Consider the following 25190-nt stretch of genomic DNA (forward strand, 5'->3'; position numbering starts at 1 on the left):
GATTTGCGTTCCAATGAGACTCGCTCACAGACGCGCAAACGGATTTGCGTTCCAATGAGAGTTGCTCACTGACACACAAACGGATTTGCGTTCCAATGAGACTCTCTCACAGACCCGCAAACGAATTTATGTGCCAATGAGCGACACACAGACAGCAAACAACAAAAAAAGGATTTGGAACCTTCACAAAGTAAGATTCCAAATCCATTTCTCTTATGGTGGTGCATATTTCTCTCGACCCACTAAAAAATCTAGTCAACATAATCAAACACGACTTCATCCTTGTCGTCATCGTAATCTACCAATAGATTTTTATCTTTGAAGAACCATAAATCTTCTTCATATACATAAAATGTGATGCCGTCTTTTTCAGTCGACACTGAATCTGATTTAATGTCGCTATCGATTTCAAAGCCTAGCGAGTAATTCTCTTGGATTGTACTCGTCCCGTAAATTCTGACATAGAATTTAACCATGTCTCCTTCAGAGAGTTGAACATCTTCTTTGAACCAATTAATTGCTGCGTCTGTAACAGTTATATTCATCAACGATTCTCCTTGTCGTTTGTGATTTCTTAAATTAATTTTAAAGGATAAAAGTCTAATAAACAAAGTATTAAGATTAAAATTTGTAGAGCGGAGGAAACTATGGATTTAACTCAATATGGAAAGCCACTACACCGTGGTTCTGCAAATGTTTGGAAACGTGGTGAGCCGGTGCGTGGAAAGTTGTATCTCTTGGAACAGGCGCTCATCCACCAGCAAGAGGGTCACCATTTAAGATCGGATACCTTTATCATCGAGCTAAAAGATGTTGAAAGTGTGTCGTTTAAAAACTTTTTAGGATTCATTCCAAACGGCCTTTTAATAAAAACGATGGATGGTGAAGCGCACAGCCTCGTGGTCAACCGTCGGAAAAACTGGAAAGAGAAAATTGACACGCAACGCCAAACGCTCAAGCAATTGTAAATTTAATGTTAAAATATTAATACAAACTCAACATTATCATGTATGATGAACGTATTAAACTGTATAGGAGTATTCTATGATAAGATTCCAGAATGTTACCAAAAAGTATGGTGAGAAGACAGTAGTAAACGACCTTAATTTCGAAATTGAGCAAGGTGAAATTTTTGTGCTTATTGGTCCTTCAGGCTGTGGAAAAACGACGACTTTAAAGATGATTAATCGATTGATCCCACTTACAACTGGAACTATATTCTTTAAGGATAAGATGATTAGCGAATACCCTGAATTTGAAATGCGCTGGGATATCGGATATGTACTGCAACAAATCGGGCTATTCCCACACATGACAATTGAAGAAAACATTGAACAAGTACCTTTGATGAAGGGGTGGGATAAAGATAAAATCGATGCACGTATTGATGAACTGCTCGAAATGGCAGGACTTGATTCGAAAACGTATCGCAAGCGATTCCCATCTGAACTTTCTGGTGGACAACAGCAGCGCGTCGGTGTTGTGCGTGCATTAGCTGCCGACCCACCGGTGATTTTAATGGATGAACCGTTTAGTGCGCTCGATCCAATTACGCGTGTGCGTCTTCAAGATGACTTGATTGAACTGCAATCGCGCATTAAAAAGACAATCGTCTTTGTGACACACGATATTAATGAAGCGCTGAAACTTGGCGATAGAATTTGCTTACTTAATGCTGGTGAGATTGAACAGCTCGGAACACCAGATGAATTCATTAACAATCCAGCATCGGACTTCGTCAGAGATTTCCTCGGTGACATCGATACGTTCTTGCTCAACCAAGTGAAGTTAAAAGATGTTATTAAAGATGTACCACCGCTCGAATATCATGACAATGTCGATTATCCTGTCGTGAGTGGTGATTCCTACTTATCTGAAGTGTATGAGGAACTTGCGAATGCAAGTCCGATTTTGGTGAAGTCTGGTATGGAACTACGCCTACTGAAGCGAAAAGATGTCTTCCGAATTCTTGCAGACAGCAAGCGAGGTGACGCTTCATGAATGAACTAATTAACACGTTCTCAGCTCGAAGCGATCAGTTGTTATGGGCGCTTATTGAACACATTCAATTATCGTTTGTGTCTTTAATTATCGCTGCAGTGATCGCAATCCCACTCGGAATTTGGTTGACGAAAACACAAAAACTGGCAGAGATTATCATTAACATCACTGCAGTACTGCAGACGATTCCATCACTTGCCATTCTCGGTTTAATGATTCCGCTCTTTGGTATAGGAAAAGTGCCTGCAGTGATCGCATTAGTCATTTATGCACTACTTCCGATTTTAAGAAATACATATACGGGGATAAAAGGCGTCGATGCATCCCTGTTAGAAGCTGCAGACGGTATCGGAATGAATCCGATGAAACGTCTTTTTAAAGTTGAGTTACCCCTAGCGATGTCAGTCATCATGGCTGGTGTACGGACGGCGATGGTACTGATTGTTGGTACAGCAACGCTCGTTGCCCTTATCGGTGCAGGTGGTCTCGGTGATTTAATTTTGCTTGGTATCGACAGAAATAATTCTGAGTTAATTTTACTCGGTGCAATCCCTGCAGCAATTTTAGCGATTACACTTGATTTCGTGTTAAGAGTGATTCAAAACTTATCATATAAGCGAATTGTTCAAACACTTGTTGCGATGTTACTCATCATGTTACTCGTTTCGCTCATTCCGTTCATGTCGAACCGTGGTAGCGATATAAGCATTGCTGGTAAATTGGGTACAGAACCATCAATTATCACGAACATGTATAAGATATTAATTGAAGAAGAAACGGACTATACAGTGCGTGTCAGAGATGGACTTGGACCGACTTCATTCGTCTTTAATGCACTCGAATCGGATGAAATCGATGGCTATTTAGAATTTACAGGCACGGTGCTCATGGACATTGTGGATAGTCCGCCTGAAGAATATGACGCTGAAGCAGTATATGAACAAGCACGTGATGCAATTTTAGAAAGTCACGACCTTGCATTGTTAGAACCGATGCAATTTAACAATACGTATGGCCTAGCAGTGAAACGTGAGTTCGCGGAAGAACATAACCTAGAATCAATCAGTGACTTAGGCAGCATTGAAAGTCAGATCGTTGCAGGCTTTACGGCAGAATTCAACGACCGTGAGGATGGTTATCCAGCCATTCAAGAGACATATGGTCTAGAATTCAATGAAGTATTTACGATGGAACAACAGATGCGATTCACAGCGATCGAATCAGGTGATGTGAACTTGATGGAAGCTTGGGCAACCGATGCTGCACTTGTTGAATACGATCTTGTCGTACTTGAAGATGACCGAGATGTCTTCCCACCTTATCAAGGTGCACCATTATTTAAACAAGAATTCATCACAGAATTTCCTGAGATTGAAGAGGCACTGAATCAATTGTCAGGACTCATTACAGATGAAGAGATGCAGGAGATGAATTATCGCGTCCAATTTGAAGACGAAGCACCATATGATGTTGCCTATGAATTTTTATCTGAAGCAGGGCTTATAGATGAATAATATATGATGGAGGCGTACGAATAGATGAATTTTACAATAAACTATTTTAAAGTTTCCGCATTGATTATTGCAGGTATTCTATTCATCATATATTTCTCAATTGTTGGTTCAAACGCATTTGAGCCAGGTATGCTCACGTTAACGGTATACTTAGTCATCGCAATATTTGCATTTCCATTTGTTGCAGATAACTATAGTAAACAATTAAAAGAGAAATACTTTATGAGAAGCCTGCTCTATATTGTACTTTATATTTTTGCACCATTTATATTTATAATCCTGTTGTTTATCCCAGGAAAAGATAAACATCAACAAGAAAAGCAGAAATGAGGGTGGGAGTATGAATCAATTGCCGAATTGTCCGGAATGTAATGAGACATACACTTATGAGGATGGCGAGAATTACGTCTGTCCGATGTGTGGACACGAATGGACGAAAGCATCGCAAGCTGAAGCGGATGAAGCATCGATTGTGCGTGATGCAAACGGAAACGAATTGCAAGATGGTGATACCGTTTCGATCATTCGTGATTTGAAGATAAAAGGCTCGTCCGATTCTATTAAACAAGGTACCAAAGTTAAAGGCATACGATTGATTGAACCTGTTGATGGTCATGATATCGACTGTAAGGTACCTGGATTTGGTGCCATGAAGCTAAAGAGTTCAGTCGTTAAAAAAATAGATTAACAAGCTTGCTATGGGCAATCGCTCATAGCAATTTTTAATGTGTTTAAGTTTCTGTTTACAGGTTAAACGTAGAATATGTTTATTTGAAACTTTTCTGCTATAATTTTTAATTGACTAAATAAGAGAGCGAGTGATATCCATGCGAAAAGTAATAGCAACAAACTTAGCAAAGCTAGGACGAAGAGTCAGTCGTTTAAGAGGTGGAGAAGGCTCGACAATTCCTGGTAAAATTGCACAAAGGGTAGACCCAGATATTGCAAAATCTGTAACAGCAGGATTCGATGATATCATTTTTATCTCGGGAACGAATGGGAAGACGACGACGAGCAATTTAATCGGCCATATACTGAAAGTTAGCGGTCGAGACATCGTTCATAACATTGAAGGATCAAATATGTTTGAAGGTATATTATCGAGTTTTGTTATTCAAAAAAATAGTAAAACAAAAATTGCAGTCATTGAAATCGATGAAGGTAGTATTGCGAAAACATTTAGACACTTTCAACCAACAAAGATGGTCTTCACGAACTTTTCGCGTGACCAGATGGATCGATTTGGTGAATTAGATACACTTGTAGACCAAATTATTGATTGTCTGAAAGACCAAGATATCTCGCTTATTTTAAACAGTGACGATCCATTTGTCAGACGCTTAGCAAAAGCGGGTAATGATGCCATCTACTACGGTATTGATGCAGGGATTTATGAATTCCAAGAGGCGAATATGACGGAGAGTAAATTCTGTCCGAAATGTGGTAAGCCACTAGATTATTCATGGATACACTACAGTCACATTGGCCACTACACATGTGAATGTGGATTCAGCCGGAAAGAACCTAAATACGCGATAACAGCGCTAAGTTCCGGTTTATCTTTAGATATGTCAATCAATGATATACCATTAAAAACGCGTGTTTCTGGCGACTATAACGCGTATAATGTGTTGGCATCATACGCTGTTCTGCGAGAAATTGGACTGAGCGAAGAAGAAATTATAGAAGGTATCGAATCATTCCAACTGTCAGATGGGCGCATGCAGTACTTCAAAAATGATAACCAAAATGCAATGGTGAACTTAGCCAAAAATCCAGCAAGCTTTAACATGAGTCTGACGATCGGTCATAATATTGTGTCTGAAGAAAATGAAGCGGTCAGCTATTTGATGGCACTTAATGACTATGGTGCAGATGGTCGAGATGTTTCGTGGATCTGGGATGTTGACTTTGAACATTTAAACAATGAAAACATTGATTTTATTATCTGCACTGGTTCTCGCGCAGAAGAACTTGCGCTCAGACTTAAATATGCAGGATTACCAAAAGATAAAGTGTCATGTAACCAAAATATTGTTGCAGCAACGGAACAAGCATTAAAACAATCGGTACATCTCATTGCAATTCCAAACTATACAGCCCTAACTCCGATGCATCGCAGCATTGAGAAATATTTTAAGGAGAGATAATTATGAGTAAAACAATTAAAATATTTCATTTCTTTCCAGATAAACTGAATCTATACGGTGATATCGGCAATGTGACGGCACTGAAGAAACGTGCGGAATGGCGCGGACTGAATGTTGAAGTCGTCAATGTCACAGCGTCTGAAAAAGTGGATCTCTCTGAAGCGGATATATTATTTATTGGCGGCGGGAGCGACCGTGAACAAAAGATTGCAACGCTCGACATCTTCAATGTGCAAGAAGAGTTTAGAGCATTGATTGAAGATGGTATACCAGCACTGATGATTTGTGGCGGCTATCAATTTTTAGGACATAGTTATGTGACAGCTGATGGTACAGAACTCGAGACATTAAATATTCTTGACTTCCGTACGGAATCTAAAGTGGACCGTCTGACTGGAAACATCATTTTAGAATCAGAACAGTTCGGAAAAATTGTTGGATTTGAAAACCATGGTGGTCGTACGTACCATAATTACGAACCGCTTGGAACAGTCGTCAGCGGTTACGGAAATAATGCTGAAGACGGTGGTGAAGGTATCCATTACAAGAATATGATCGGCACGTATTTACACGGCCCACTGCTCCCAAAAAATCCGAAAATTACAGATTATTTAATCGACAAAGCGTGTGAAAGAAAAGGGTATAGTGTGCCACCTGTGTATGAAAATAATGAAATTGAAGAGCGTGCAGCTGAGGTAATGATTGATCGATTGCTCTCAAAAAATAAATAATTAGTCATAAAACGTCTTCGGACGTTTTTATTTTTGTGAAAGTAACGCATAGTTATTGTATACTAGCTATGATTAGAGAAATGTACATTTATGAACGGTGGTGTTTATATGTTATGCCCGTACTGTGACCATGAGCTATCAGAAAAGGATGAAATTTGTCCCAATTGTGGTGAACATGTTGAACGAGAAACAGAAGAAGAAATAGATGAAGAAATAGAAGTGACAGAAGAAGAGGACTTATTAAAAGAAGATAATGCATTCATGGTAATCACGCGAGGAATACTCAGCGGTCTTGATTTTACGTGGCGAGCATTAATACGCCCTGATCAATCATTATCAAGAGATAAGACGCCAATACTCATCTCAACGATTACAGTCGCAGTTCTACTGTTAATTTCAACGCTCATGCTCTATATTTACTTGAGTGGACAACCACTTGATGGTGTAAACATATTATATTGGTTAGAGATGTCGGCGGTATTACTACTCATCTTTATCCTTACATTCGGTGTGATATATACAATTACCAAATTGCTGATCTCAAGAGAAATTTCGACATACCGAATCATTCAAGATTTTAGTACTTTATCAGTATTTACGGCTGTATTTTTAGGACTTGGTGTCGGTGCTCTATTCTTTGGTTTAAGTGAAGTGTTCTTACTATTCATGTTAATTGTATTTAGTTTAATCGTGATCAACCCAGTCGTATTAGTAACGAAATATATGATGACTTACAAAGCAAAAATTGGTCTTTATTTCACTAATCTTTTGACGGTTTTACTTGTGTTGACGCTATTCATGCTCGGATTTTATGTCTCATTGTATGACGTCGTATTTAAGTTAATCCAAATACTTTAAGAGGTGAATGAAGTGGATAAATTACTCGTAAAAGCGAATGCAACAGCAGACGATAAATGGAATCGTTTAGTCGATGCACTGTATAGTGAAGAAAGTTTCGACAACGTGGCGCTCAATCATTTGTTAACGTCGCTTGATTTCTACAATGAAGTTGCATCAGGTGGTTTTGAAGGCGTATTAGAAGCCTATGAGGAACAGATCGATGAAGATGGTATCAACGCGACAAAAGAAGCGATTGCAGAAAGTCTAAATTATATTGATGCAGATCGGGCAGCTGGCATTGTGAGCTCAACATTTCCAACGTTAAAAAATGCGATGGAGAAGTATGACCGTGCATTAGAAAACCGTGAACTGACACAAGTTCAAGAAGAGGGTTTTGTCATTACGTTTAACAACGTCATGAAGAAGTATAGAAACCTTGGTGAGGGGTACTTACACGATAAAATTGTGAACTTTATCAGTGAAAACGATCAGGAATTATTTTCAATCGAATAGATAATCATGCTAATATTCAGTGTATATATGTCATGTCAATGAGTAATCCAATGAATTCGGTGATTGAAGAAGGTGTATATACATTATGAAACGCGAACATAATATTGTGAGAAACCAACATAAAACAAGATATATGCCGGGACTCGACGGGCTACGTGCTGTTGCAGTCATCGCCGTTATCATATACCACCTGAATCCACAGATACTATCTGGTGGATTTCTTGGTGTGGACACGTTTTTTGTAATTTCAGGTTTTTTAATAACAAGCTTACTCTTACATGAATATCGAGAGACGGGCAGCATCGACTTAAAAAACTTCTGGATACGACGATTTAAACGGTTGATACCAGCAGTTGTATTTTTACTGATGGTCCTCGTATCATATATGGCCATCTTCCACTTGGAGCGACTGGCTGTAATTAAAGCAGACTTCATTGCAGCGCTCATCTATTTGGCAAACTGGTGGTTTATCTTTGAAGACGTGAGTTATTTCGAAGCGCTCGAAGCAAACCCGCTCAAACACTTATGGTCGCTAGCGATAGAGGAACAGTTCTATATCATCTGGCCGGTGATATTACTCTTATTACTTGTGCTTGTAAAACGCATGAGTAGAATCTGGTTGATTACATTCGGAATCTCGCTCGTGTCGTTGATTGTAATGATCGTTTTGAGCGTACCGCTCGAGGACAACTCGCGTGTCTATTTTGGTACAGACACACGTGCGCACTCATTGCTTATCGGTGTGTTGCTCGCATATATTTTTCCGCCGTTTAGACTGAAAAAAGAAATAGATACAGGCTCTAAAGTCGTTCTAAACTTAATCGGATTCGTTACTTTAGGTATTTTGATTTATATGTTTACTTTTGTTAGCGCAAGCCACTACTGGATATATGCCGGTGGTCTGTATGCAATCGCTGTATTAACATCATTATTGATTGCAGCAAGTGTCCATCCGTCAACATTCTTTGCGAATAAATTGTTAGGGAACCCGATGTTTGTTTTTATTGGACAGCGGTCATATTCATTGTATTTATGGCATTACCCAATCATCGTGTTATCGAATACGTACTTTGTAGCAGGACAAGTGCCGATTTACGTGATTATTATTCAAGTCATTTTGACATTTGTTATGGCAGAAGTGTCATATCGATTTATAGAACAACCATTCCGACGAAATGGATTTAAAGCATTTGGATTTTCAGACGTGATCAATCGAACTAGACTAATCGTCGTCGGCGCGCTCGGTGTTATGATGGTGTTGTTCTTAACAGGCGTGCTCGATGATCCAATCGATAAAGTGCTAGAAACACGCGAACAACAAAGAGACTACGAAGAGATGGCATTCACCAGCTCGATAAAAACCATCGAACAATCCATTGTGAATGAAGAGTCAATTCGCACACTCGAACCGCTCTTTATCGGAGACTCTATTACTGTTGATATACAAGATGAAGTATTATACAGAATGCCATATGCGACAGTCGATGGCGAGATTGGTAGACAGCTGTGGGATGTAGAGACATTGATTCAGGGGAACTATGCGAATTACACAGAAACAGACGACATCGTCGTGCTGCAGCTTGGTACAAATGGCGTTATTGCAGTCGATGACATGCAGGCTGTGATTGATCAGTTAGATGAGGCGACGATATATGTGATCAACACACGCAGTCCGAGAGACTGGCAAGCCGATGTGAACAGCATGCTGAACGAGATTACAGAGAACAACGAGAACGTACATCTGATCGACTGGTTTGGTATAAGTGAGGGACATCCAGAATACTTTAGTAATGATGGTGTGCACCTGACACCGCTCGGCAAACAAGTCATCGTCCAAGAAATTGTGGATAAGATTGATGAAATGAGTTTGGAATAGATAGGAGTTTGTTAGGTTAGTGGTGTAGTATTCATTTAACGGACTATGAGCAGAACTCATAGTCTGTTAAATGGATTTGCGCGCCAATGAGAGTAGCTCATAGTCCGTTAAATGGATTTGCGCGCCAATGAGAGTGGCTCATAGTCCGTTAAAAGGATTTGCGCGCCAATGAGAGTAGCTCATAGTCCGTTAAAAGGATTTGCGCGCCAATGAGAGTAGCTCATGGTCCGTCAAATGGATTTACGCGCCAATGAAAGTGGCTCATGGTCCGTCAAATGGATTATCGCGCCAATGAAACTGGCTCTTAGACACGAAAACCCAGTTTAAACTTAATAAACCCAACAATTGCACAACCAACTCAATCACCCAAACAAAAAAGTAAGCCCATTATCTGCACACAACCGATAATGGGCTTATTTAATTTTAAAATGAAGCTAATTCAATAGACTTGCCATTGTTCAAACGTGATTCTTCTGCAGCAAATGCCATCAAGTGACTTTGTAGTGATTTATCGATTGAAGATAAACTTTCAGAACCGGTTTCTTTAGGTCCAATTTGTTGAATGAACTGTTTCATGATTCGCTCATCACCACCGCCATGACCGCTTGTTGGTACAGGAAACTTAATCACAGTTTCTTCTCAAAAACTGTATAGATCATTCAGCAGCTGATTGTATTTAGACGGTAAAACAAATGTCCCTTTACCATGTCTACGCACGACAAGCTGTTCCTGTTCAAGCAATTCGAGTGCCTGTCTAATCGTAATACGACTTGCTTCGTAGTGTTCACACAAATGGCGTTCTGACGGCAGTTTATCGCCTTCGTTATATACGCCGTCTTTAATCTGCTGCCTTAAATCATCAGCGATATTTCTATAAAGTACAGTAGACAATGGTCAAACCTCCAGACATTTATACATTTACACTAGATTAACATAAAAAGTTGTCTTTAGAATATATAAATAATACGATGGTTGTAAATAAGGAGGCAGCACCATGTTAATTAAAAACGTCACAATCGTTACGCACGAAGAAATTCTATATAATCATTGGATACATATACAGGATAATACCATCCAATCAATTGGTAAAACCGGCGACGAACCTGAAGATGCCGACGTATATGATGCAAAAAATCAATATGCGCTGCCCGGCGCAATCGATATACATATCCACGGTTCACATGGTGTCGATGCGATGGACGGGAATGCGGCCTTCTTCAACGAAATGGCGGCACAATTACCGAATATGGGCACGACATCTTATCTAATGACGACGATGACAGAAGCTCTTGAGACCATCCGGCATGCACTGGCATCTGTTAAAGATTACCGCTACGAATCCGGTGCTGAAATGCTCGGTATTCATGTGGAAGGGCCGTTTATTAATGAAAAGCACCGTGGTGCACAAAATGCTGAATACATTATTAAACCCGACGTCACATTAATGAAAGAATTCATGGCGCTTACTGAAGACAAAATTAAAATTGTGACATTTGCTCCCGAACAAGATAAAGAGCTGGCGCTTGCGAAATATCTTCATCAAAACAATATTATCCCTTCAGTCGGGCATAGCGATGCGACATACGACACACTAAAGGAACTGGAACAACTCGGCGACACGCATCTTACACACTACTTCAATGGTATGCGCGGCATCCATCACAGAGAACCGGGTGTTGCAGGGTTTGGCTTGATGGGTAGACCGTTCGTTGAGTTAATATGTGACGGTATACATGTGTCAAAAGACATGGTGAAGTTTGCATATAATTTCATTGGACCGGAGCGCTTGATGCTCATCACCGATGCGATGCCCGCGCAGGGATTGGAAGACGACACGTACCCGTTCGGCGGACAGGAAGTCGTGCTTAAAAATGGCGAAGCTCGCTTAAAATCAGGATCCCTCGCAGGCAGTGTGGTGTCTATAAAAGAATCCATCAAGAACATGAAAGAATTTACAAATTGCACTTGGATGGACATCGTAAAGATGACAAGTTATAACCAGTCAAAACGACTGCATCTGGAAGACCGTGGCGTAATTGAGCCAGGGAAGCTTGCGGATATTGTGATTTATGATGATGAAGTTGAGTTAAGAGAGACGATTGTGCAGGGGAAGGGGGGTCAAAGAACTTTAGAAAGTGACTAAAAATTAGCTTCTTAGGAATCCCCGCTCCCCCCGAAAATATGTTTGAATGTTACCTCAGTAATACACATATAAGTTATAATGATTGCTCAAAATCATCCAAAATAATATTAGTAATGAGAAATAACGATAAGGCATTGAGTCCTAAATATAAATAAGCAACTGTTTGCTATTCACAAAGTAGTCGCTATGATTTAACTCAAGATAAGTCCGACATAATATTTCACAGATGCTTTAAATGTCATAATCACCTTAGATAATACGGTGTTTATTTATTTTTGAAGTCGTCGAACTAGGTAGAATTTTCTTTGTCAACAACTAATGGTTTACCATCCTCAAATATATACAACTCTAGGAAGTTTTCAGTAAATTGTCGAGGATTAAATGTGTGTTATTCAAAATTTTGAAATTTGATTTGTATCTCACTATTTGTTTCAACGAGCATACTTAATGTCAATATTTGATGCTCTAAAGTATTTGATACTACTAACCTCTCTTATTCTGAGCCATCGAATATTGGTACAGATAAATTAAGAGACCCGTTTTTAACCAAAATAGGCAGTTAGAAAAACTTCTGAAAAATATTCAGTATCCATTTTTTCACTAGACCTTCTAACCAAACAGCCTCAGATTGACCTATGAGAGAGTCTTCATCACTATCAAATGCGTCCAGAATTAAAATTAAGAAGAGTATTATGGTTAATTCTTTCACAATCACTATTCAGTCCTCACATCAATGTTTATCTGAGTATCCTACTAGTTAATTCTCGCATTTGATGTATCTATTAAAGTCTCTTCAATATTATGTAAACCTTAATATATTTTTAAAAATAACAATATGAGTTCCGTGTAAACTGTTGCAAAAATTAGAAGGATTGGAGTAATAAAGACTATTAAAACAAGTGCAGTTAAAAATGCAAAAGCACTTTCATAAAATAGCGAACCTATTATCAAAACAATAGCTGATAATATGACTAATGCAAATAGTATCCAAAACAACATAACAAAGATTGATGGTGTGATAAAATGCTCTAATCTCAAAAGCTTCTTAATATAATCTACACTTGTTCCTCCCCAATATTATTATTCCCAAATTAATACTACAATATAGTTTCTAAAATACTTCATAAAAATACTGTGGCCATAAATATATATTCTAATATTTGTGTCTTAGTTAACTCTCAACTAAAAACTTATACATATGAACATATGAATATTAAAAATGTGTGCTCATGTACAATAAATTGATTAAAATCATTCTAATTTCTAACATTTTACATTTAGGAGATATGTTATAATTTATGATAAATATAACAATTTAAAGGAGATAAGCATGAAAAAAATATTACTATCTTTTCTTGTTACAACTATTTTCTTTACATTCTCTAATAATCAAATTTATGCTAACAGTGATTCTGATTTATCTGATGAACAGATTGTTGCACTCGCTTTGATAGCAGAGAAAGAAGATCCATATTTTTACCCTCGTGAAATGTTTGAACAAGGTTGGTATGAAAGTTGTTATCCAGGTGTTTCAGAGAGTATGCGTGATATACCCTTTTATAAAATTCCTATAGTAGAAAGATCAAGTCAACTAGATATGATAAATGCTCCAGGTGATATGCGTGGCTTTAGCTTGCCCCCTTTTGGATGTCGTTTAACACCTGAAATTTTTTTCAATGATACTGATATTTTAATTAGGGATAGTGGTAGCGGTGTAATGCTTCCTACAGAATACGGTGACCCGAATGATACTTCTAGTCATTTATTCAAGGTGGAGGAATTATATGAGTTACACAAGGACGATCCATTGTTTGAGAAAGTAACTAACATGATCGTTACGGATAACTCAGCCGGGATTGCATATTTTCTTTCAAATGAAAATATTGCGAAGATAATTGCTCTTAGTTATGGGAAAGACACTCAAGAGTTTAATTCCTTCAAAATTGAAGAAGCAAGACTTATGAATGAATTCAAAGATTTTTCTTTTTCCACAAATCTAAGAATTACTGCATCTAATGAATCTCAACAAGATGTAATTGCTTTCGAATTGTTAAGAGATGGAACAATTATAGTACTAGATATGGATAGCGTGAATCATGTTCGTTATTCTGAAGACCCATCACTCGCTTATGAAGAATCAAAGAAAGCAGCCTTAGAAACGTCTCAAGAATTTCATCTAAAGGATGCTGAAAACATAGATATTAGTGATATATTACCACTAATAGATAGTTCTAATATCAATGATTACATTAATGATACCTCAATAAGACTTGTAGGGAGAGAACTGATTGAACTCTTTTTCGATTCTTATTTCATAGAATTAAATAATGCCTATAGAACTAGTGATTTCTCAACAATATCTCAATACATTGATGAGGACTCTAGTTACTATAACCATATCCAAGATAGTGTAACAGATGATACACGGACAAGTTCTTTGATTAATGATTATGAGATAGTTGAGTTTTATTCTCACTCGGATTCTTTAACAGTTATAGTACATGCTGCATTACATACTGGTACTTCAAGTCCCTTAGTGTATTATCATACATATTCGATAGATAACACAGGTGAAAGACTTAAAATCCTCTCCTATACAAGAGATGTGGATCCGGAGTCGTTTGCAATGAGTTTCTTTCGGACATTCTTTTCAAACTTAGAATTAGCATATGAAACTGCTGACTTTAATTATATTGCGAGTGATTTATTAGAGAACACTGAGTACTACAATAGTATGAAATATAATGTTGAGAATCAGTTGTTTAATAATTTTGTAGTTCACAACATAATAATTGAGGAAGTTATTAGTTATGATGCAAACGAAGTATATATAAGAGTAAATACAGATCGAGAGCATGATCTCTCTGATGGTATAGTGAATCTTATCGGAGAGTATACCGTGAGAGTGGATGGCATTAGTAATTGGAAAATTGTTGATTACAATTCATATGCGCAATAATGGTTCAGTATATTTATTATCATATGACTGTATTACTTTATTAAGGCATAACGGCTAGAATAATATAACTCTTGTCATATTTTTAAAATTAGATAATTAACATAGATAAGGAGTTTTTGTGATGAAAAAATTAGTCAGTATTTTATTGTTATCTGTATTTTTACTTATTGCTTGTGGAAATGGGGATACTTTAGAAACTAGCGAAAATGAAGAAAATAACGAGGACATAGTAGGAGTTTCTAATAATATGTAAAGTAATGAAAATATAGAAGAAATAATAGAGTCAAACGAAAATAGTGATAATACAGACGAAGAAGCTATTAAGAAGTTAGAAGAAGCATATGAAAGGGCGGCGGAAGAAGCTGCATGGGAGTCTGATGAGTTAGAATTAGAAGAAAACATTACTTTTGAAGATGCTAAAAATTACTATTTCTACCATGAAATTGAAGGCATAGATGCTAATATCCCAGAATATAGAAGTGATGAGTGATACGGATGAATTGGTCGGTCTTTACTATCTTTATGATGAATATAAATACAAAGATAATATGCTATATAAGACTCCAGAACGACAGTATATAGAAATAAATAATGATGGAACATTTACAATGTATGAATACAGAGAACCGGATATTGTTTATGAAGGAGATACTGACAGTGCAATTAACTTATCTCTTGAAAGATTTTTAGAAAGTACTCCAGATGTAAATAAAGAAATGGTGAGATCGAGAAATGACGTTGTATATAATTATTTTCTAGAAGGTTCGTATTACATTGATAAGAATAACAACGTAAATCAAAGTTTTGACAATCTTACACCGTTGTCGGATATAACTGTAATTTCAGGTTATTTAAAACAAGAGTATGGAGAAATAAATCTTCAGTTTTTGGATTATGTCTCGTTTAATGTAACCAACAACCAAGATGGTGAAATTGATTTTTTAATTATCGTTGGTGAAAGTCATCACCTAACTAGTTTTAATAAGACAAGTGATAGTGTATTGGAAACCGAGAGATTATTGAATATTCCATTCGGAGAACCTAGTGTTACTTTGTTTAATAAGGAGTCTTTTCAAAGAATATCAATGAACGAGATTCCATTTGAATTCATGATAAAAGATAATAAATTAAAAAGTGCAAACCAATTGCAAACAGAAGTAAATATTGCGGCACAAGAGCGAGAAAATCTTTATAATTTAAACGAATCTGAGCATGGTACAGGAATTTACGCAAAAAAAAATTTTAAATCCAAATAACTAAGCTTTCCATCCTTGGTTAATGAGATATTTTCTAATATTTGAATAGTTGGATCTTTTTTTGTAACTCTCATAGCAATTAATATAGGTATTACTTTTAATAATTCAGGTTGATTATTAAATAAATAACGTGCTTCCTCTTTAATATTTTCCTTGCCGAGCAGATAATTAAGTGTATTTAAAGATATAGATAATTCTCTGACTTTATCATTAACTCTACTCCAATTCACGAAATACTCAGCATTTTTATTAGAAGTAGCTAAATTACTGATAAAATAATTGAATTGTTCTTCGCCGTTTAGTTTACGAAATTCTTCAAATGAATACATAGCATGCCTCCCGATTTAAATTTAGATAAAACATGGATTATTTATTCCCATCAATAAACCTAAACATATTGTAATCAACAGTATGTTTCAAAATGAAATTCATCTTAGCAACCTTATGTTGATCATCATGCAAACCAATCATTGTATTTTCTGCTGAATCCAAGTCAATATCTACTTCTCCCATATAGTAATGATACACACCCTCGTCATCATCTCTTTTTACAAACAGGTATATGGCGGTATCATTATTCTGGTAATCTTTGATAATTTCTCTATTGATTTTTGATTCTAGATTTGTCCCTTTTCTCGTATACCACTGAAAGATATGTGAATCCAAGAATCTGTCATCATATCGTACAGATTCATCGATATCATCTGACTTATGATAATTCACAAAGATAGGTGTCGTATTATGTTTGTTCTTATAACCATAAATCGTGCTCGTTTCATCTTTCTCCCAATTCAACAATCGACACACATCGGTTCTACTATATTTTTCATTTAAAGTCAGTTGGACAGTTTGGTCGTATTCTTCTGATTGTAGTAACCCAAGCTCAATCACATCTTCTACTTGTGCTTTAAAATAGTCATCGTTTAAAGAAGATCTAAACTCTTGTGTTAGTGATACAAAATCCCCATTAACTTCTATTAAAGGATAAGCGTATTTCGTCCGTTTTTGTTGTGTATAGAATTCTAATGTAAACATCCTAATTATCGACGTCATCGTTGAATCATTCATAAAGTATCTTTTCTGATACATATCTTTTTGGAAGTCTGCGATGTTAACTGGACCTTTTAATAATTCTTTTAAAAGTAAAATCTCAGTCACTCTTTTTCCATCTACGATTTCCTGAGACAGGAATGTAAGAATACGATCTTGTCCATTTGTTAATGGTTCGGTTTCTTCTTTGAGTTTCCCTAAGAACGTAACATAATGATCATATTTGTTAAGAACGAGCATTGGGTTCATAGCTTCTTGATCTTTATGGAGATCAACTAAAGTAGGAATCTTACCAAGTTTATTTTTAGTGTAGCTATACATGCGTCTTAAATTTGCCAGAGAATCGAGTGTTGCTTTTGAAATTGAATTAAATATTCTATCTTGAGCAATGCGTTCAAAATTAATTGTCGACTCACCAGTAATTACAGTGCCATCAATCACATCTTTTCGCAGTCTGTCTTTGTTAAAAGATTTATCACCTGTTAGTGCGACAGGGATAAGATAGTTATTTTTATAGTTACCAATAAAATCTATGACAGTCAGAAATTCTTTATCTTCGTGTTTACGTAATCCACGGCCAAGTTGTTGAACAAAGATGATGCTTGATTCTGTTTGTCTTAACATTACAACCTGGTTTATAGACGGAATATCTACACCTTCATTAAAAATATCTACAGTGATTAAGTAATCTAGTTTATTTGCTTCAAGTAATTCAACCGCGTCTTCACGTTGCTGTTGGGTATTAAGTCCAGTTAAGGATTTAGTTTTATAGCCTCTTTGGTTAAGCAACTCTGAAAGTTGGTGTGCTTCTTCTCTATTGGATACAAACATTAGTCCACGAACATGTTCCCCAGCGTGGGAGTAGTAATGTAATTTATCAATGATGTGTTGTATTCTTTCTTCATCTAGAAGGTCTTTCAATGAACTAGTATCACTAATTGTTTCTCCGTCAACAATGTAATCTGTAACACCAAAGTAATGAAAAGGCGATAATATTTCTGCCCCTAATGCCTGTTGAAGTCTAATTTCATAAGCGATATTGAAGTCGAATAACCCAAATATCTCATTATCATCTGTTCGTTCTGGTGTAGCTGTCATTCCTAATAAGAATTTCGGTTCAAAGTAGTTAATGATTTTCTCATAAGAATTTGCACTACTTCGATGGGCTTCATCTATGATGATGTAGTCAAATCTATCGCTAGCGAATTGTTTTAGGTGATTGTCTTTAGAGAATGTCTGTATGGTTGCAAACATATATTTTGCATCTGCATCTCTTCTAGCACCTGCATAAATACCATAGTCAGCTGGATCTCCACCAATTAAGTTTCGATAATCGTTTAAGGATTTATTAAGGATTTGTTCACGATGTGCAATAAATAATACGCGGTCTGGATTCATACTTTTTACATCGAATGCTGATAAATATGTCTTACCAGTACCTGTAGCAGATATTACTAATCCCTTTGTTTCACCCATTAATCGCAAGTTCTTTAGAGAATCTAATGCTTCGACTTGCATAAGGTTTGGGGTGATTTCTTTAGGATCTAGATTGTTAAAATGGTAAGGTTGTTTTGTTTCTAATATCTTTAAGACTTTCTCATCATGCTTTGACTCTTCATAAATCTTTTCGTAATCATTTATCCAAGTAGTTGTTAGCGGTTCTGAAGCTTCCCATAATTCATCAAATTGTTCTGAGAAATGCTGAATAACCGCACCGTTATCGAGTGAAGTTAATTTTAAATTATATTCATAGTTTTTCTTTAATGCAGAGTCAGTGAGGTTAGAGCTGCCAATAAACATGATGGAATATTTCTTTTTCTTAAATACATATCCTTTTGCATGAAAACCTGATTGTCTTGTAATATGAACATCTACATTTGGAATTTTTAAAAGTTCTTTAAAGACTTTTGGTTTATTAAAATTTAAATATGTTGAAGTGATTATGCGTCCTCTCACGCCACGTTTATTCAGTTCGTACAGAGCTGTTTTCAGTGAAGCAATGCCTCCCTCTGTAATAAATGCGACAGAAATTATAAAAGAATCACATGATTCCAGTGCGTCTAACATTGGTGATAATACATTTTCTTCTTTCGAATTTATAATTAATTCAGGTGGATGATGTGATGTCTTAGGTGTAAAACGGTCTATAAATCCTCGCTCATAAGCATTTAATAAGTTTATTTTTTTCGCTTCCATAGCATCCCGTCCGTTCGGTTGTATATGTATACATTATATGGTAGTTAAATTGATAATGAAAGATCTGAAAACATTATTGTGAAATTTCTTTTAGAGAAGCAGCGATAATATATTATTAAATTTTATTTCTACAATATTATCATTATAATAAAATAAAACATTATTGTTAATATTCAGAATATTGTGTAATATAAGAATTGAATTTCTTCATATATATAAATAACGGAGGATGATTATGGAAACAAGAATAGATAATGTAGTAGATAATTTCCACGGCACAGATGTGGCAGATCCTTATAGATGGTTGGAAGATGAATCGTCAGAAGAGGTAAAAGAATGGACGAATAAGCAGCAGGAACTAACTAAAAAGTATTTTGATAAAATTCCAATTAGGGATTCAATTAAAGATAACATCATAAAATACACTGATTTCCCTAAATACTCTTCACTTAAAAAGAAGGGTGACTATTATTACTTTTTTAAAAATGACGGACTGCAAAATCAACCTGTTTTTTATAGAAGCAAATCATCGAATTTGAGTGATCTAGAAGAAATAATTAATCCAAATGAACTTAACGACGAAGGTACAGCAGCGGTCACAAATATTTCTTTCAGTCCTGACAATTCAATGATGGCTTATGCAATCTCATACAACGGCAGTGATTGGCAGGAAATCAGAATAAGAAATTTAGAGACTGGCCAGGATTATAATGAGCTGTTAGAAAAGTGTAAGTTTACGAATATCAGCTGGGATAAAGACAATGGTGGCTTTTATTACAGCTGTTACCCGAATGCAGATGATTTCTCTTTAGCAGGCGGTGCTGATCTTAACTCGGTGTATTATCATGTTGTAGATACGCCGCAAAAGGATGACAAGTTAGTTTATCAGGATAAGGAAAACAGTCAATATTCTTATGTCGCAACTGTGTCTGATGATGATAAATACATCATACTAAGCAGGTATTATGGCACTGAGCTTAAAAACAATGTGTATTATAAATCACAGGGTTCGGACGAGGATTTTACGGGTTTAATTGAAGATGGTGAGGGTTATTACTCATACATAGCGAATGAAGATGATGTCTTTTATTTTTATACAACAAACAATGCGCCAAAGGGCAGGGTTATAGCTATAAATATTAAGCATCCTGAGAAGGAAAATTGGGAAGAGGTGATTGCTGAAGGTAAAGACACGCTCTCAATTATAAAACTAATAAACAACAAATTTGTCATTACTTATTTACATGATGCTTACAGCATCGTAAAAATCTTTAACATGGACGGTTCTGAAGAAAAGCAGCTGCAACTGCCTGATTTCATCAGTGTGTATGAAGTGAATGGCGAGAAAGAAGATACAGAGATGTTTGTCGGGTATACTTCTTATGCTTATCCTCTGAAGATAGATAAATACGATTTTGAAAAGGACGCACTTGTATCTGTTACAGAGGAAATCAAGCATATAAAATCTGAATCTTTTGAAACAAAACAAATATTCTATACTTCTAAAGACGGTACAAAAATTCCAATGTTTATTACGCATAAGAAAGGATTGAATCTTACCGGGGATGTTCCGACATTACTTTATGGATACGGTGGATACAATGCCAGCATGACACCGTCCTACTCTGCATCTCAGTTAATGTGGCTGGAATCTGGCGGGGTTTACGCGGTGGCAAATATCCGTGGTGGTGGAGAATATGGTCAGGAATGGAACCATGCCGGTATTCTCGAGAAAAAACAAAATGTCTTTGATGATTTTATCGCAGCAGCAGAATGGCTAATTGAATCCGGATATACAAAACCGGAACGGCTTGCAATTATGGGCGCAAGTAACGGTGGGTTGTTGGTCGGTGCATGCATTAATCAACGTCCGGATTTATTTGGGGCTGCCCTATGTATGGTACCAGTTACAGATATACTTAGATTCCACCGTTTTACAGTTGGTCGTTTTTGGACAAAGGAATTCGGTAACGCTGAAGAAAACCCGGAACATTTTGAGTTTATGTACAAATATTCACCGCTTCATAATGTTAAAGATGGTACGCGTTACCCGGCGACTCTTATTACAACTGCCGATACAGATGACCGTGTTGTCCCGCTGCATGCAAAGAAATTTGCTGCAAGATTACAGGCAGCGCAGGCAGGTGAGAATCCAATTTTGTTAAGAGTGGAAAAAAATGCTGGACATGGGATGGGTAAGCCGACTTCAAAAGTAATAGAAGAACAAACTGATTTATATACTTTTCTATTTAATGAACTGGATATTCAGCACGATTTTTAAGGAATTGAATATAAATATTTGTATATGAAATATCCCGGGAGTTTATTCTTCCGGGATATTGCCTTTGTAGATTTAATTATTCGTTCGATACTTTACTTATTGCCTGTAATACTGCCCCGCGTGCGCCCTGCTGGTTTTGGGCTTTTGAAATATACGTACGGTTGAGTATGTGTGCCTGGTCGGGCAACAGCATGTCACTTAATTTTTGTTTAATGGCTTCTAAATACTCCGGGTTGTGTGTAATGACACTGCCACCGAATACAATTGTGTCCGGATCAATCAGAGCATTGACTTGATATAATGCAACAGCCATCATTTGAGCAGCCTCGTCGATAATAATTTTTGCATCTTCATTGTCTTTGTAATGATTAAAAAGGTCTTTTGTGTTCAAGAGCCCATTACCGGTAACGGCTCTGTATCGATTCCTGAGTGCAGGTCCACTGATAATATTTTCAAGGCGTTGATATTCCCCATTATGCATGAAGAATGTTTGTCCAAGTTCGCCTGCAAATCCATTCCCCCTGAAAATCTCGCCATTTATAATTGTCGTGATTGCAATGCCCGTGCTGATTGTCACGTACACAAATGTTTTGCTCGATTGTACATTATGCCACTCATTATATGCAGCCACAGCCACATCATTATCAATCGTGACTCTGACATTTCCAAAGTGGTCTGACATTCTTTTAACTACTGGAAAGTTTTGCCACGGAATATTGCTCTGATAGACAGCAATACCTTTTTTAGCATTTACCAAACCTGGCACACCGACACCTATCGCTGTAATATCGTTATGATTCATATTTTTACTTTGTAGAAGACTTTCTATGGATATAACCACCGAATCAAATAGATGCTCTTCTGAGCTTGTATCTGTTGCAACTTGATAATCGCCGATAACTTCTTTATTTTCATTCATCAATACAGTTAATATCTTTGTACTATCGATATCAACGCCTATATAGTACTTCATGTTTACATCCCCTCAGATCTAATATCATAAATTTACTATACTTGTATTGAAAGCTAATTAAGACATCTTATAAAGTAAATCATAAAAAAACACCAAACAGGTTATGACCTGTCTGATGCTTTTATTGTATGTCTGAGAATATCTTCAAGTATATATGTCTCGCCATGCTTTGCTGGAAAGTGGTTGGCACCCTTCAGCCTGTGCGTATTTAACCCATGCACAGCGGTATATGCTTTAGGATTAATCTCAGTGATCATATGCTTGATTTGTCCCGCTTCTGCATGCCCTGACGTCCCATGATTCACAATTTCCAGATTGTAATATCTCAGCCAGTCAAGCAGCACGTTATAGTTTGAATCGTATGGACCGAGCGGTGTGCCATTCAAATGTAAATAGCATGCACGTTCGAGATTAAACCGCTTTAGGGCTGCGATATTTTCGAAACTGTTTTGTACAAAGCCACGCGTGATGACCTCGATGTCCACTTTTTGAATGGTTCTCGGTGTATTTTCTGACGGTGTGTCATAATAATACACATTCGATTTCTCACCATTGTTTAAATAATTCTCTAGCAGACGTGCTGTCTTCTTCTCAAAGACAATCGGCTGTCCATGTTCTGTTGCGTAACGGACCAGATATTTTAAACGGTTGATATCACGATGATATGCATTAAAGATAAACAAATCATAATTGAGCATTGCCACGCCTTCAAGCAGTTCGCTCGAATCGATATTTTCAGTCAATTCTTCTGTTTCCACGTAATCTTTATCTTCAAAGAAGCCGGTGGATTCTATGATGAGATAATCTGTGTGCTTAACACGACGCATCCATTCGCGTGTTTCCTTATCGTGTTTATGCAAGCGCACATCTCCTGAGAATACGACTGTACCATCTGGTGTTTCAATCATCATGCTTGAAGCACCGGGAACATCATGGTTCACAGGGATAAAGGTCACGCTGATGTTCGGTGTGACCTTAACTTTCGTATTATAGGTAATGCCGCATGTATTTTTAATGTGACTGCCAGTCTCTTCGTTAATATAAATGAGCTGTTCGTATAATTTTTTCGACGGTTCACTCATATAGATTGCGATGTCATTCGGCAGGTAATCGAGCATACCCGTGTGATCGATGTGCAGGTGTGACACACCAACGGCTACGATCGCATCTTTATCGTGCATGCGTTTGATGTCTGGAATATACCCAATATCTTTTAAATCCGCTCGGCTGAGGTGGATATCTTTTGAAAATAGTGGGTGATTCATCGGTTTACCATAATCACAAATGAATGATTCTTTGCCGTAAGACACCTCAAAAATAATACCACCAATTGTATCTATGCCTCTATAAAATGTGATGGAAGTTTCCATAGGCGCTTACTGAGCTCTGTCGATTTCGTCTTGTGCAGCTTGGCTCATTTCCTCAAGCGTTGTTTCTGGGTCTAAACCTTCATAGATCATACTTTCAAGTGAAGTTTGCATTGCGTTTTTCATAGCGAATGCACCAGGTACACGCTCTTCGATGAAGCCGATATCAAACTGGCTTGCAGGTGCAGCGAATACTTCGTTTTCTTCCACATAGCTTGTCCACTCTTCACTTTCAAGTGCACTTTCTCTTACCGGTAAGTAACCTGTTGTCTGTGCCCAGCTCACAGTGTTTTCACCGTTTACTAAGAACTTCATGTATTCGAATGCAGCTTCTTGTTCACCTTCAGTCGCTGAAGCGAACATCGTGATGTTTGTACCTTGGAATGGTGCAGCAGCTTCAACATCAGTTGGAACAGGTGCAGTTGTCCAGTTCATGTCACCCGCGTCGTTTTCAACGAATGGGATACCAGCAGATGAACCGATGTACATTGCAACGTCACCTGTTGTGAATGGACCAGATAAGTACTCATCTTCACCAGCGATACGACCGAAGTCACTGTTGATTAAGTCGTTAATGAAAGTTAATGCTTTTAATCCTTCTTCTGAGTTGAATAATACTTCATTGTTTTCTTCGTCAACGAATTCTCCACCCGCTTGTTTTACCCACATTGGGAATTCGTGCTGTAATCCATTTTCGAAACCGAATCCGATAACGCCAGCTTCTTCATATACTGTTTCTGAAACTGATAAAAGATCATCCCAAGTTTCAGGTGCTTCAACGCCAACTTCTTCAAGAAGGTCATTGTTTACAAATAATACACGTGTCGATTTGTTGAATGGTAAACCGTAAACAGCGTCACCAAATGTATTGTCCTCACGGAATACTTCGAAAATATCTTCGTATGGTTCTTCTTCATCAAAACCGTTCTCAATGAAATCAGTTAAATCAACAAGTTGATCATTTGCTTCGTAATCTAACATCCACTCACCATATGCCTGTGAGATTGTTGGTGCAGTGTTACTTCTAACTGATGCAAGTAAACTTTGAGATAAAGCACCGTAGTTACCTTGGTTTTCAAGAACAACAGTAACGTTATCATGTAAACTATTAAATTCTTCAGTTGCTTCAACTAACCAATCTTGGTGCGCGTCATTCATTGCATGCCAGAATACAACTTCAACTTCTTCTCCACCAGCGATTTGATCGTCCTGTGCATTAACTGTTTGGCTTAAGCCAACACCTAAAAGTGCAACACTTGCTAAAGAAACAAGAGATAATTTAAACTTCGAATTCATGATAGAACCCTCCAAATATTTTTGTGCGCGAGTGCTAGAGTGAC

Annotated in this window: 23 protein-coding genes; 15 read left to right on the forward strand and 8 right to left on the reverse strand. The window is 37.1% G+C overall.

The annotated features are described in order from the left end of the window. Positions 1-251 precede the first annotated feature (251 nt). Entirely contained in the window at positions 252-545 is a 294-nt protein-coding gene (locus BMW30_RS04665) for a HesB/YadR/YfhF family protein (RefSeq protein ID WP_091474395.1), read from the reverse strand. Between the two features lie 102 nt (positions 546-647). On the opposite strand from BMW30_RS04665, the gene BMW30_RS04670 reads away from it, so the two are divergent. From BMW30_RS04670 to BMW30_RS04715, 10 genes are all read left to right on the forward strand, one after another. Continuing rightward, a complete protein-coding gene (locus BMW30_RS04670) occupies positions 648-968 on the forward strand; it encodes a hypothetical protein (protein WP_091474397.1) in 321 nt (106 codons plus the stop codon). 76 nt (positions 969-1044) lie between these two features. Beyond that, entirely contained in the window at positions 1045-2001 is a 957-nt protein-coding gene (locus tag BMW30_RS04675; RefSeq protein ID WP_091474399.1) for an ABC transporter ATP-binding protein, read from the forward strand. Continuing rightward, positions 1998-3515 (forward strand): ABC transporter permease/substrate-binding protein, encoded by a 1518-nt coding sequence (locus BMW30_RS04680; RefSeq protein WP_091474401.1) that lies wholly within the window; start codon positions 1998-2000, stop codon positions 3513-3515. The genes BMW30_RS04675 and BMW30_RS04680 overlap by 4 nt, the downstream gene beginning before the upstream one ends. Positions 3516-3539: 24 nt before the next feature. Continuing rightward, positions 3540-3845, forward strand: coding sequence for a hypothetical protein (locus tag BMW30_RS04685; RefSeq protein WP_091474403.1), 306 nt, complete (start codon positions 3540-3542; stop codon positions 3843-3845). Positions 3846-3855: 10 nt separating this feature from the next. Then, positions 3856-4203 carry a zinc ribbon domain-containing protein YjdM gene (locus tag BMW30_RS04690; RefSeq protein WP_091474405.1) on the forward strand — a complete coding sequence of 116 codons (348 nt, stop codon included), beginning with the start codon at positions 3856-3858 and terminating at the stop codon, positions 4201-4203. 139 nt (positions 4204-4342) lie between these two features. Continuing rightward, positions 4343-5665 (forward strand): Mur ligase family protein, encoded by a 1323-nt coding sequence (locus BMW30_RS04695; RefSeq protein WP_091474406.1) that lies wholly within the window; start codon positions 4343-4345, stop codon positions 5663-5665. A gap of 2 nt (positions 5666-5667) precedes the next feature. Next, complete coding sequence (locus tag BMW30_RS04700) at positions 5668-6396, forward strand: type 1 glutamine amidotransferase (protein WP_091474408.1); 729 nt, start codon at positions 5668-5670, stop codon at positions 6394-6396. 90 nt (positions 6397-6486) lie between these two features. Next, positions 6487-7254, forward strand: coding sequence for a zinc ribbon domain-containing protein (locus BMW30_RS04705; RefSeq protein WP_143248991.1), 768 nt, complete (start codon positions 6487-6489; stop codon positions 7252-7254). Between the two features lie 12 nt (positions 7255-7266). Continuing rightward, on the forward strand, positions 7267-7749 hold the full coding sequence (locus BMW30_RS04710) for a class-II aminoacyl-tRNA synthetase family protein (RefSeq protein WP_091474411.1): 483 nt from the start codon (positions 7267-7269) through the stop codon (positions 7747-7749). 85 nt (positions 7750-7834) lie between these two features. Beyond that, entirely contained in the window at positions 7835-9625 is a 1791-nt protein-coding gene (locus BMW30_RS04715) for an acyltransferase family protein (RefSeq protein WP_091474414.1), read from the forward strand. A 423-nt stretch (positions 9626-10048) separates the two neighbouring features. Here the strand turns inward: BMW30_RS04715 and BMW30_RS04720 are convergent, their stop codons facing one another. Together BMW30_RS04720 and BMW30_RS04725 are read right to left on the reverse strand one after the other, a co-directional pair. After that, positions 10049-10255, reverse strand: a complete 207-nt coding sequence (locus BMW30_RS04720; protein ID WP_091474416.1) for a hypothetical protein — start codon at positions 10253-10255, stop codon at positions 10049-10051. Between the two features lie 9 nt (positions 10256-10264). Beyond that, positions 10265-10516, reverse strand: a complete 252-nt coding sequence (locus BMW30_RS04725; RefSeq protein ID WP_091474418.1) for a GntR family transcriptional regulator — start codon at positions 10514-10516, stop codon at positions 10265-10267. Positions 10517-10619: 103 nt separating this feature from the next. Here BMW30_RS04725 and nagA point away from each other — a divergent pair, with 103 nt between their 5' ends. The 4 genes from nagA to BMW30_RS04740 all read left to right on the forward strand — a co-directional run bounded on the left by nagA (position 10620) and on the right by BMW30_RS04740 (position 15983). After that, positions 10620-11768 carry an N-acetylglucosamine-6-phosphate deacetylase gene (nagA, locus tag BMW30_RS04730; protein WP_091474420.1) on the forward strand — a complete coding sequence of 383 codons (1149 nt, stop codon included), beginning with the start codon at positions 10620-10622 and terminating at the stop codon, positions 11766-11768. A gap of 1330 nt (positions 11769-13098) precedes the next feature. Next, a complete protein-coding gene (locus tag BMW30_RS04735; protein WP_091474423.1) occupies positions 13099-14727 on the forward strand; it encodes a TcaA NTF2-like domain-containing protein in 1629 nt (542 codons plus the stop codon). Between the two features lie 121 nt (positions 14728-14848). After that, the gene (locus BMW30_RS10790; RefSeq protein WP_281242138.1) at positions 14849-14980 is read left to right on the forward strand and encodes a hypothetical protein; all 132 of its coding nucleotides are present in this window, start codon (positions 14849-14851) and stop codon (positions 14978-14980) included. Positions 14981-15209: 229 nt separating this feature from the next. Further along, the gene (locus tag BMW30_RS04740) at positions 15210-15983 is read left to right on the forward strand and encodes a hypothetical protein (RefSeq protein WP_143248992.1); all 774 of its coding nucleotides are present in this window, start codon (positions 15210-15212) and stop codon (positions 15981-15983) included. Here the strand turns inward: BMW30_RS04740 and BMW30_RS04745 are convergent. Next, positions 15953-16312 carry a DpnII family type II restriction endonuclease gene (locus tag BMW30_RS04745; RefSeq protein WP_091474426.1) on the reverse strand — a complete coding sequence of 120 codons (360 nt, stop codon included), beginning with the start codon at positions 16310-16312 and terminating at the stop codon, positions 15953-15955. The two genes, BMW30_RS04740 and BMW30_RS04745, sit on opposite strands and share 31 nt — an antisense overlap. Before the next feature lie 37 nt (positions 16313-16349). Beyond that, positions 16350-19229 carry a DEAD/DEAH box helicase gene (locus BMW30_RS04750; RefSeq protein ID WP_091474428.1) on the reverse strand — a complete coding sequence of 960 codons (2880 nt, stop codon included), beginning with the start codon at positions 19227-19229 and terminating at the stop codon, positions 16350-16352. Between the two features lie 235 nt (positions 19230-19464). Between BMW30_RS04750 and BMW30_RS04755 the strand changes: the two genes are divergently transcribed. Beyond that, a complete protein-coding gene (locus tag BMW30_RS04755; RefSeq protein ID WP_219314695.1) occupies positions 19465-21510 on the forward strand; it encodes a prolyl oligopeptidase family serine peptidase in 2046 nt (681 codons plus the stop codon). A gap of 76 nt (positions 21511-21586) precedes the next feature. Here the strand turns inward: BMW30_RS04755 and BMW30_RS04760 are convergent, their stop codons facing one another. From BMW30_RS04760 to BMW30_RS04770, 3 genes are all read right to left on the reverse strand, one after another. Continuing rightward, positions 21587-22483: an ROK family protein gene (locus BMW30_RS04760; protein WP_091474432.1), complete on the reverse strand. Its 897-nt coding sequence runs from the start codon at positions 22481-22483 to the stop codon at positions 21587-21589. Between the two features lie 101 nt (positions 22484-22584). After that, positions 22585-23853, reverse strand: a complete 1269-nt coding sequence (locus BMW30_RS04765) for an MBL fold metallo-hydrolase (RefSeq protein WP_091474433.1) — start codon at positions 23851-23853, stop codon at positions 22585-22587. A gap of 6 nt (positions 23854-23859) precedes the next feature. After that, a complete protein-coding gene (locus BMW30_RS04770; RefSeq protein ID WP_091474435.1) occupies positions 23860-25146 on the reverse strand; it encodes an ABC transporter substrate-binding protein in 1287 nt (428 codons plus the stop codon). Positions 25147-25190: the final 44 nt, after the last annotated feature.

Source organism: Aliicoccus persicus, assembly GCF_900110815.1.
Classification (GTDB): Bacteria; Bacillota; Bacilli; order Staphylococcales; family Salinicoccaceae; genus Aliicoccus; species Aliicoccus persicus.

Coding starts and splice junctions, on each gene's coding strand:
- BMW30_RS04665 (WP_091474395.1), bottom strand. CDS start 545: ATGAATATAACTGTTACAGACGCAGCAATTAATTGGTTCAAAGAAGAT.
- BMW30_RS04770 (WP_091474435.1), bottom strand. CDS start 25,146: ATGAATTCGAAGTTTAAATTATCTCTTGTTTCTTTAGCAAGTGTTGCA.
- BMW30_RS04750 (WP_091474428.1), bottom strand. CDS start 19,229: ATGGAAGCGAAAAAAATAAACTTATTAAATGCTTATGAGCGAGGATTT.
- BMW30_RS04765 (WP_091474433.1), bottom strand. CDS start 23,853: ATGGAAACTTCCATCACATTTTATAGAGGCATAGATACAATTGGTGGT.
- BMW30_RS04700 (WP_091474408.1), top strand. CDS start 5,668: ATGAGTAAAACAATTAAAATATTTCATTTCTTTCCAGATAAACTGAAT.
- BMW30_RS04675 (WP_091474399.1), top strand. CDS start 1,045: ATGATAAGATTCCAGAATGTTACCAAAAAGTATGGTGAGAAGACAGTA.
- BMW30_RS04760 (WP_091474432.1), bottom strand. CDS start 22,483: ATGAAGTACTATATAGGCGTTGATATCGATAGTACAAAGATATTAACT.
- BMW30_RS10790 (WP_281242138.1), top strand. CDS start 14,849: ATGAAAAAATTAGTCAGTATTTTATTGTTATCTGTATTTTTACTTATT.
- BMW30_RS04695 (WP_091474406.1), top strand. CDS start 4,343: ATGCGAAAAGTAATAGCAACAAACTTAGCAAAGCTAGGACGAAGAGTC.
- BMW30_RS04740 (WP_143248992.1), top strand. CDS start 15,210: ATGAGTGATACGGATGAATTGGTCGGTCTTTACTATCTTTATGATGAA.
- BMW30_RS04745 (WP_091474426.1), bottom strand. CDS start 16,312: ATGTATTCATTTGAAGAATTTCGTAAACTAAACGGCGAAGAACAATTC.
- nagA (WP_091474420.1), top strand. CDS start 10,620: ATGTTAATTAAAAACGTCACAATCGTTACGCACGAAGAAATTCTATAT.
- BMW30_RS04715 (WP_091474414.1), top strand. CDS start 7,835: ATGAAACGCGAACATAATATTGTGAGAAACCAACATAAAACAAGATAT.
- BMW30_RS04705 (WP_143248991.1), top strand. CDS start 6,487: ATGAACGGTGGTGTTTATATGTTATGCCCGTACTGTGACCATGAGCTA.
- BMW30_RS04685 (WP_091474403.1), top strand. CDS start 3,540: ATGAATTTTACAATAAACTATTTTAAAGTTTCCGCATTGATTATTGCA.
- BMW30_RS04755 (WP_219314695.1), top strand. CDS start 19,465: ATGGAAACAAGAATAGATAATGTAGTAGATAATTTCCACGGCACAGAT.
- BMW30_RS04690 (WP_091474405.1), top strand. CDS start 3,856: ATGAATCAATTGCCGAATTGTCCGGAATGTAATGAGACATACACTTAT.
- BMW30_RS04680 (WP_091474401.1), top strand. CDS start 1,998: ATGAATGAACTAATTAACACGTTCTCAGCTCGAAGCGATCAGTTGTTA.
- BMW30_RS04735 (WP_091474423.1), top strand. CDS start 13,099: ATGAAAAAAATATTACTATCTTTTCTTGTTACAACTATTTTCTTTACA.
- BMW30_RS04670 (WP_091474397.1), top strand. CDS start 648: ATGGATTTAACTCAATATGGAAAGCCACTACACCGTGGTTCTGCAAAT.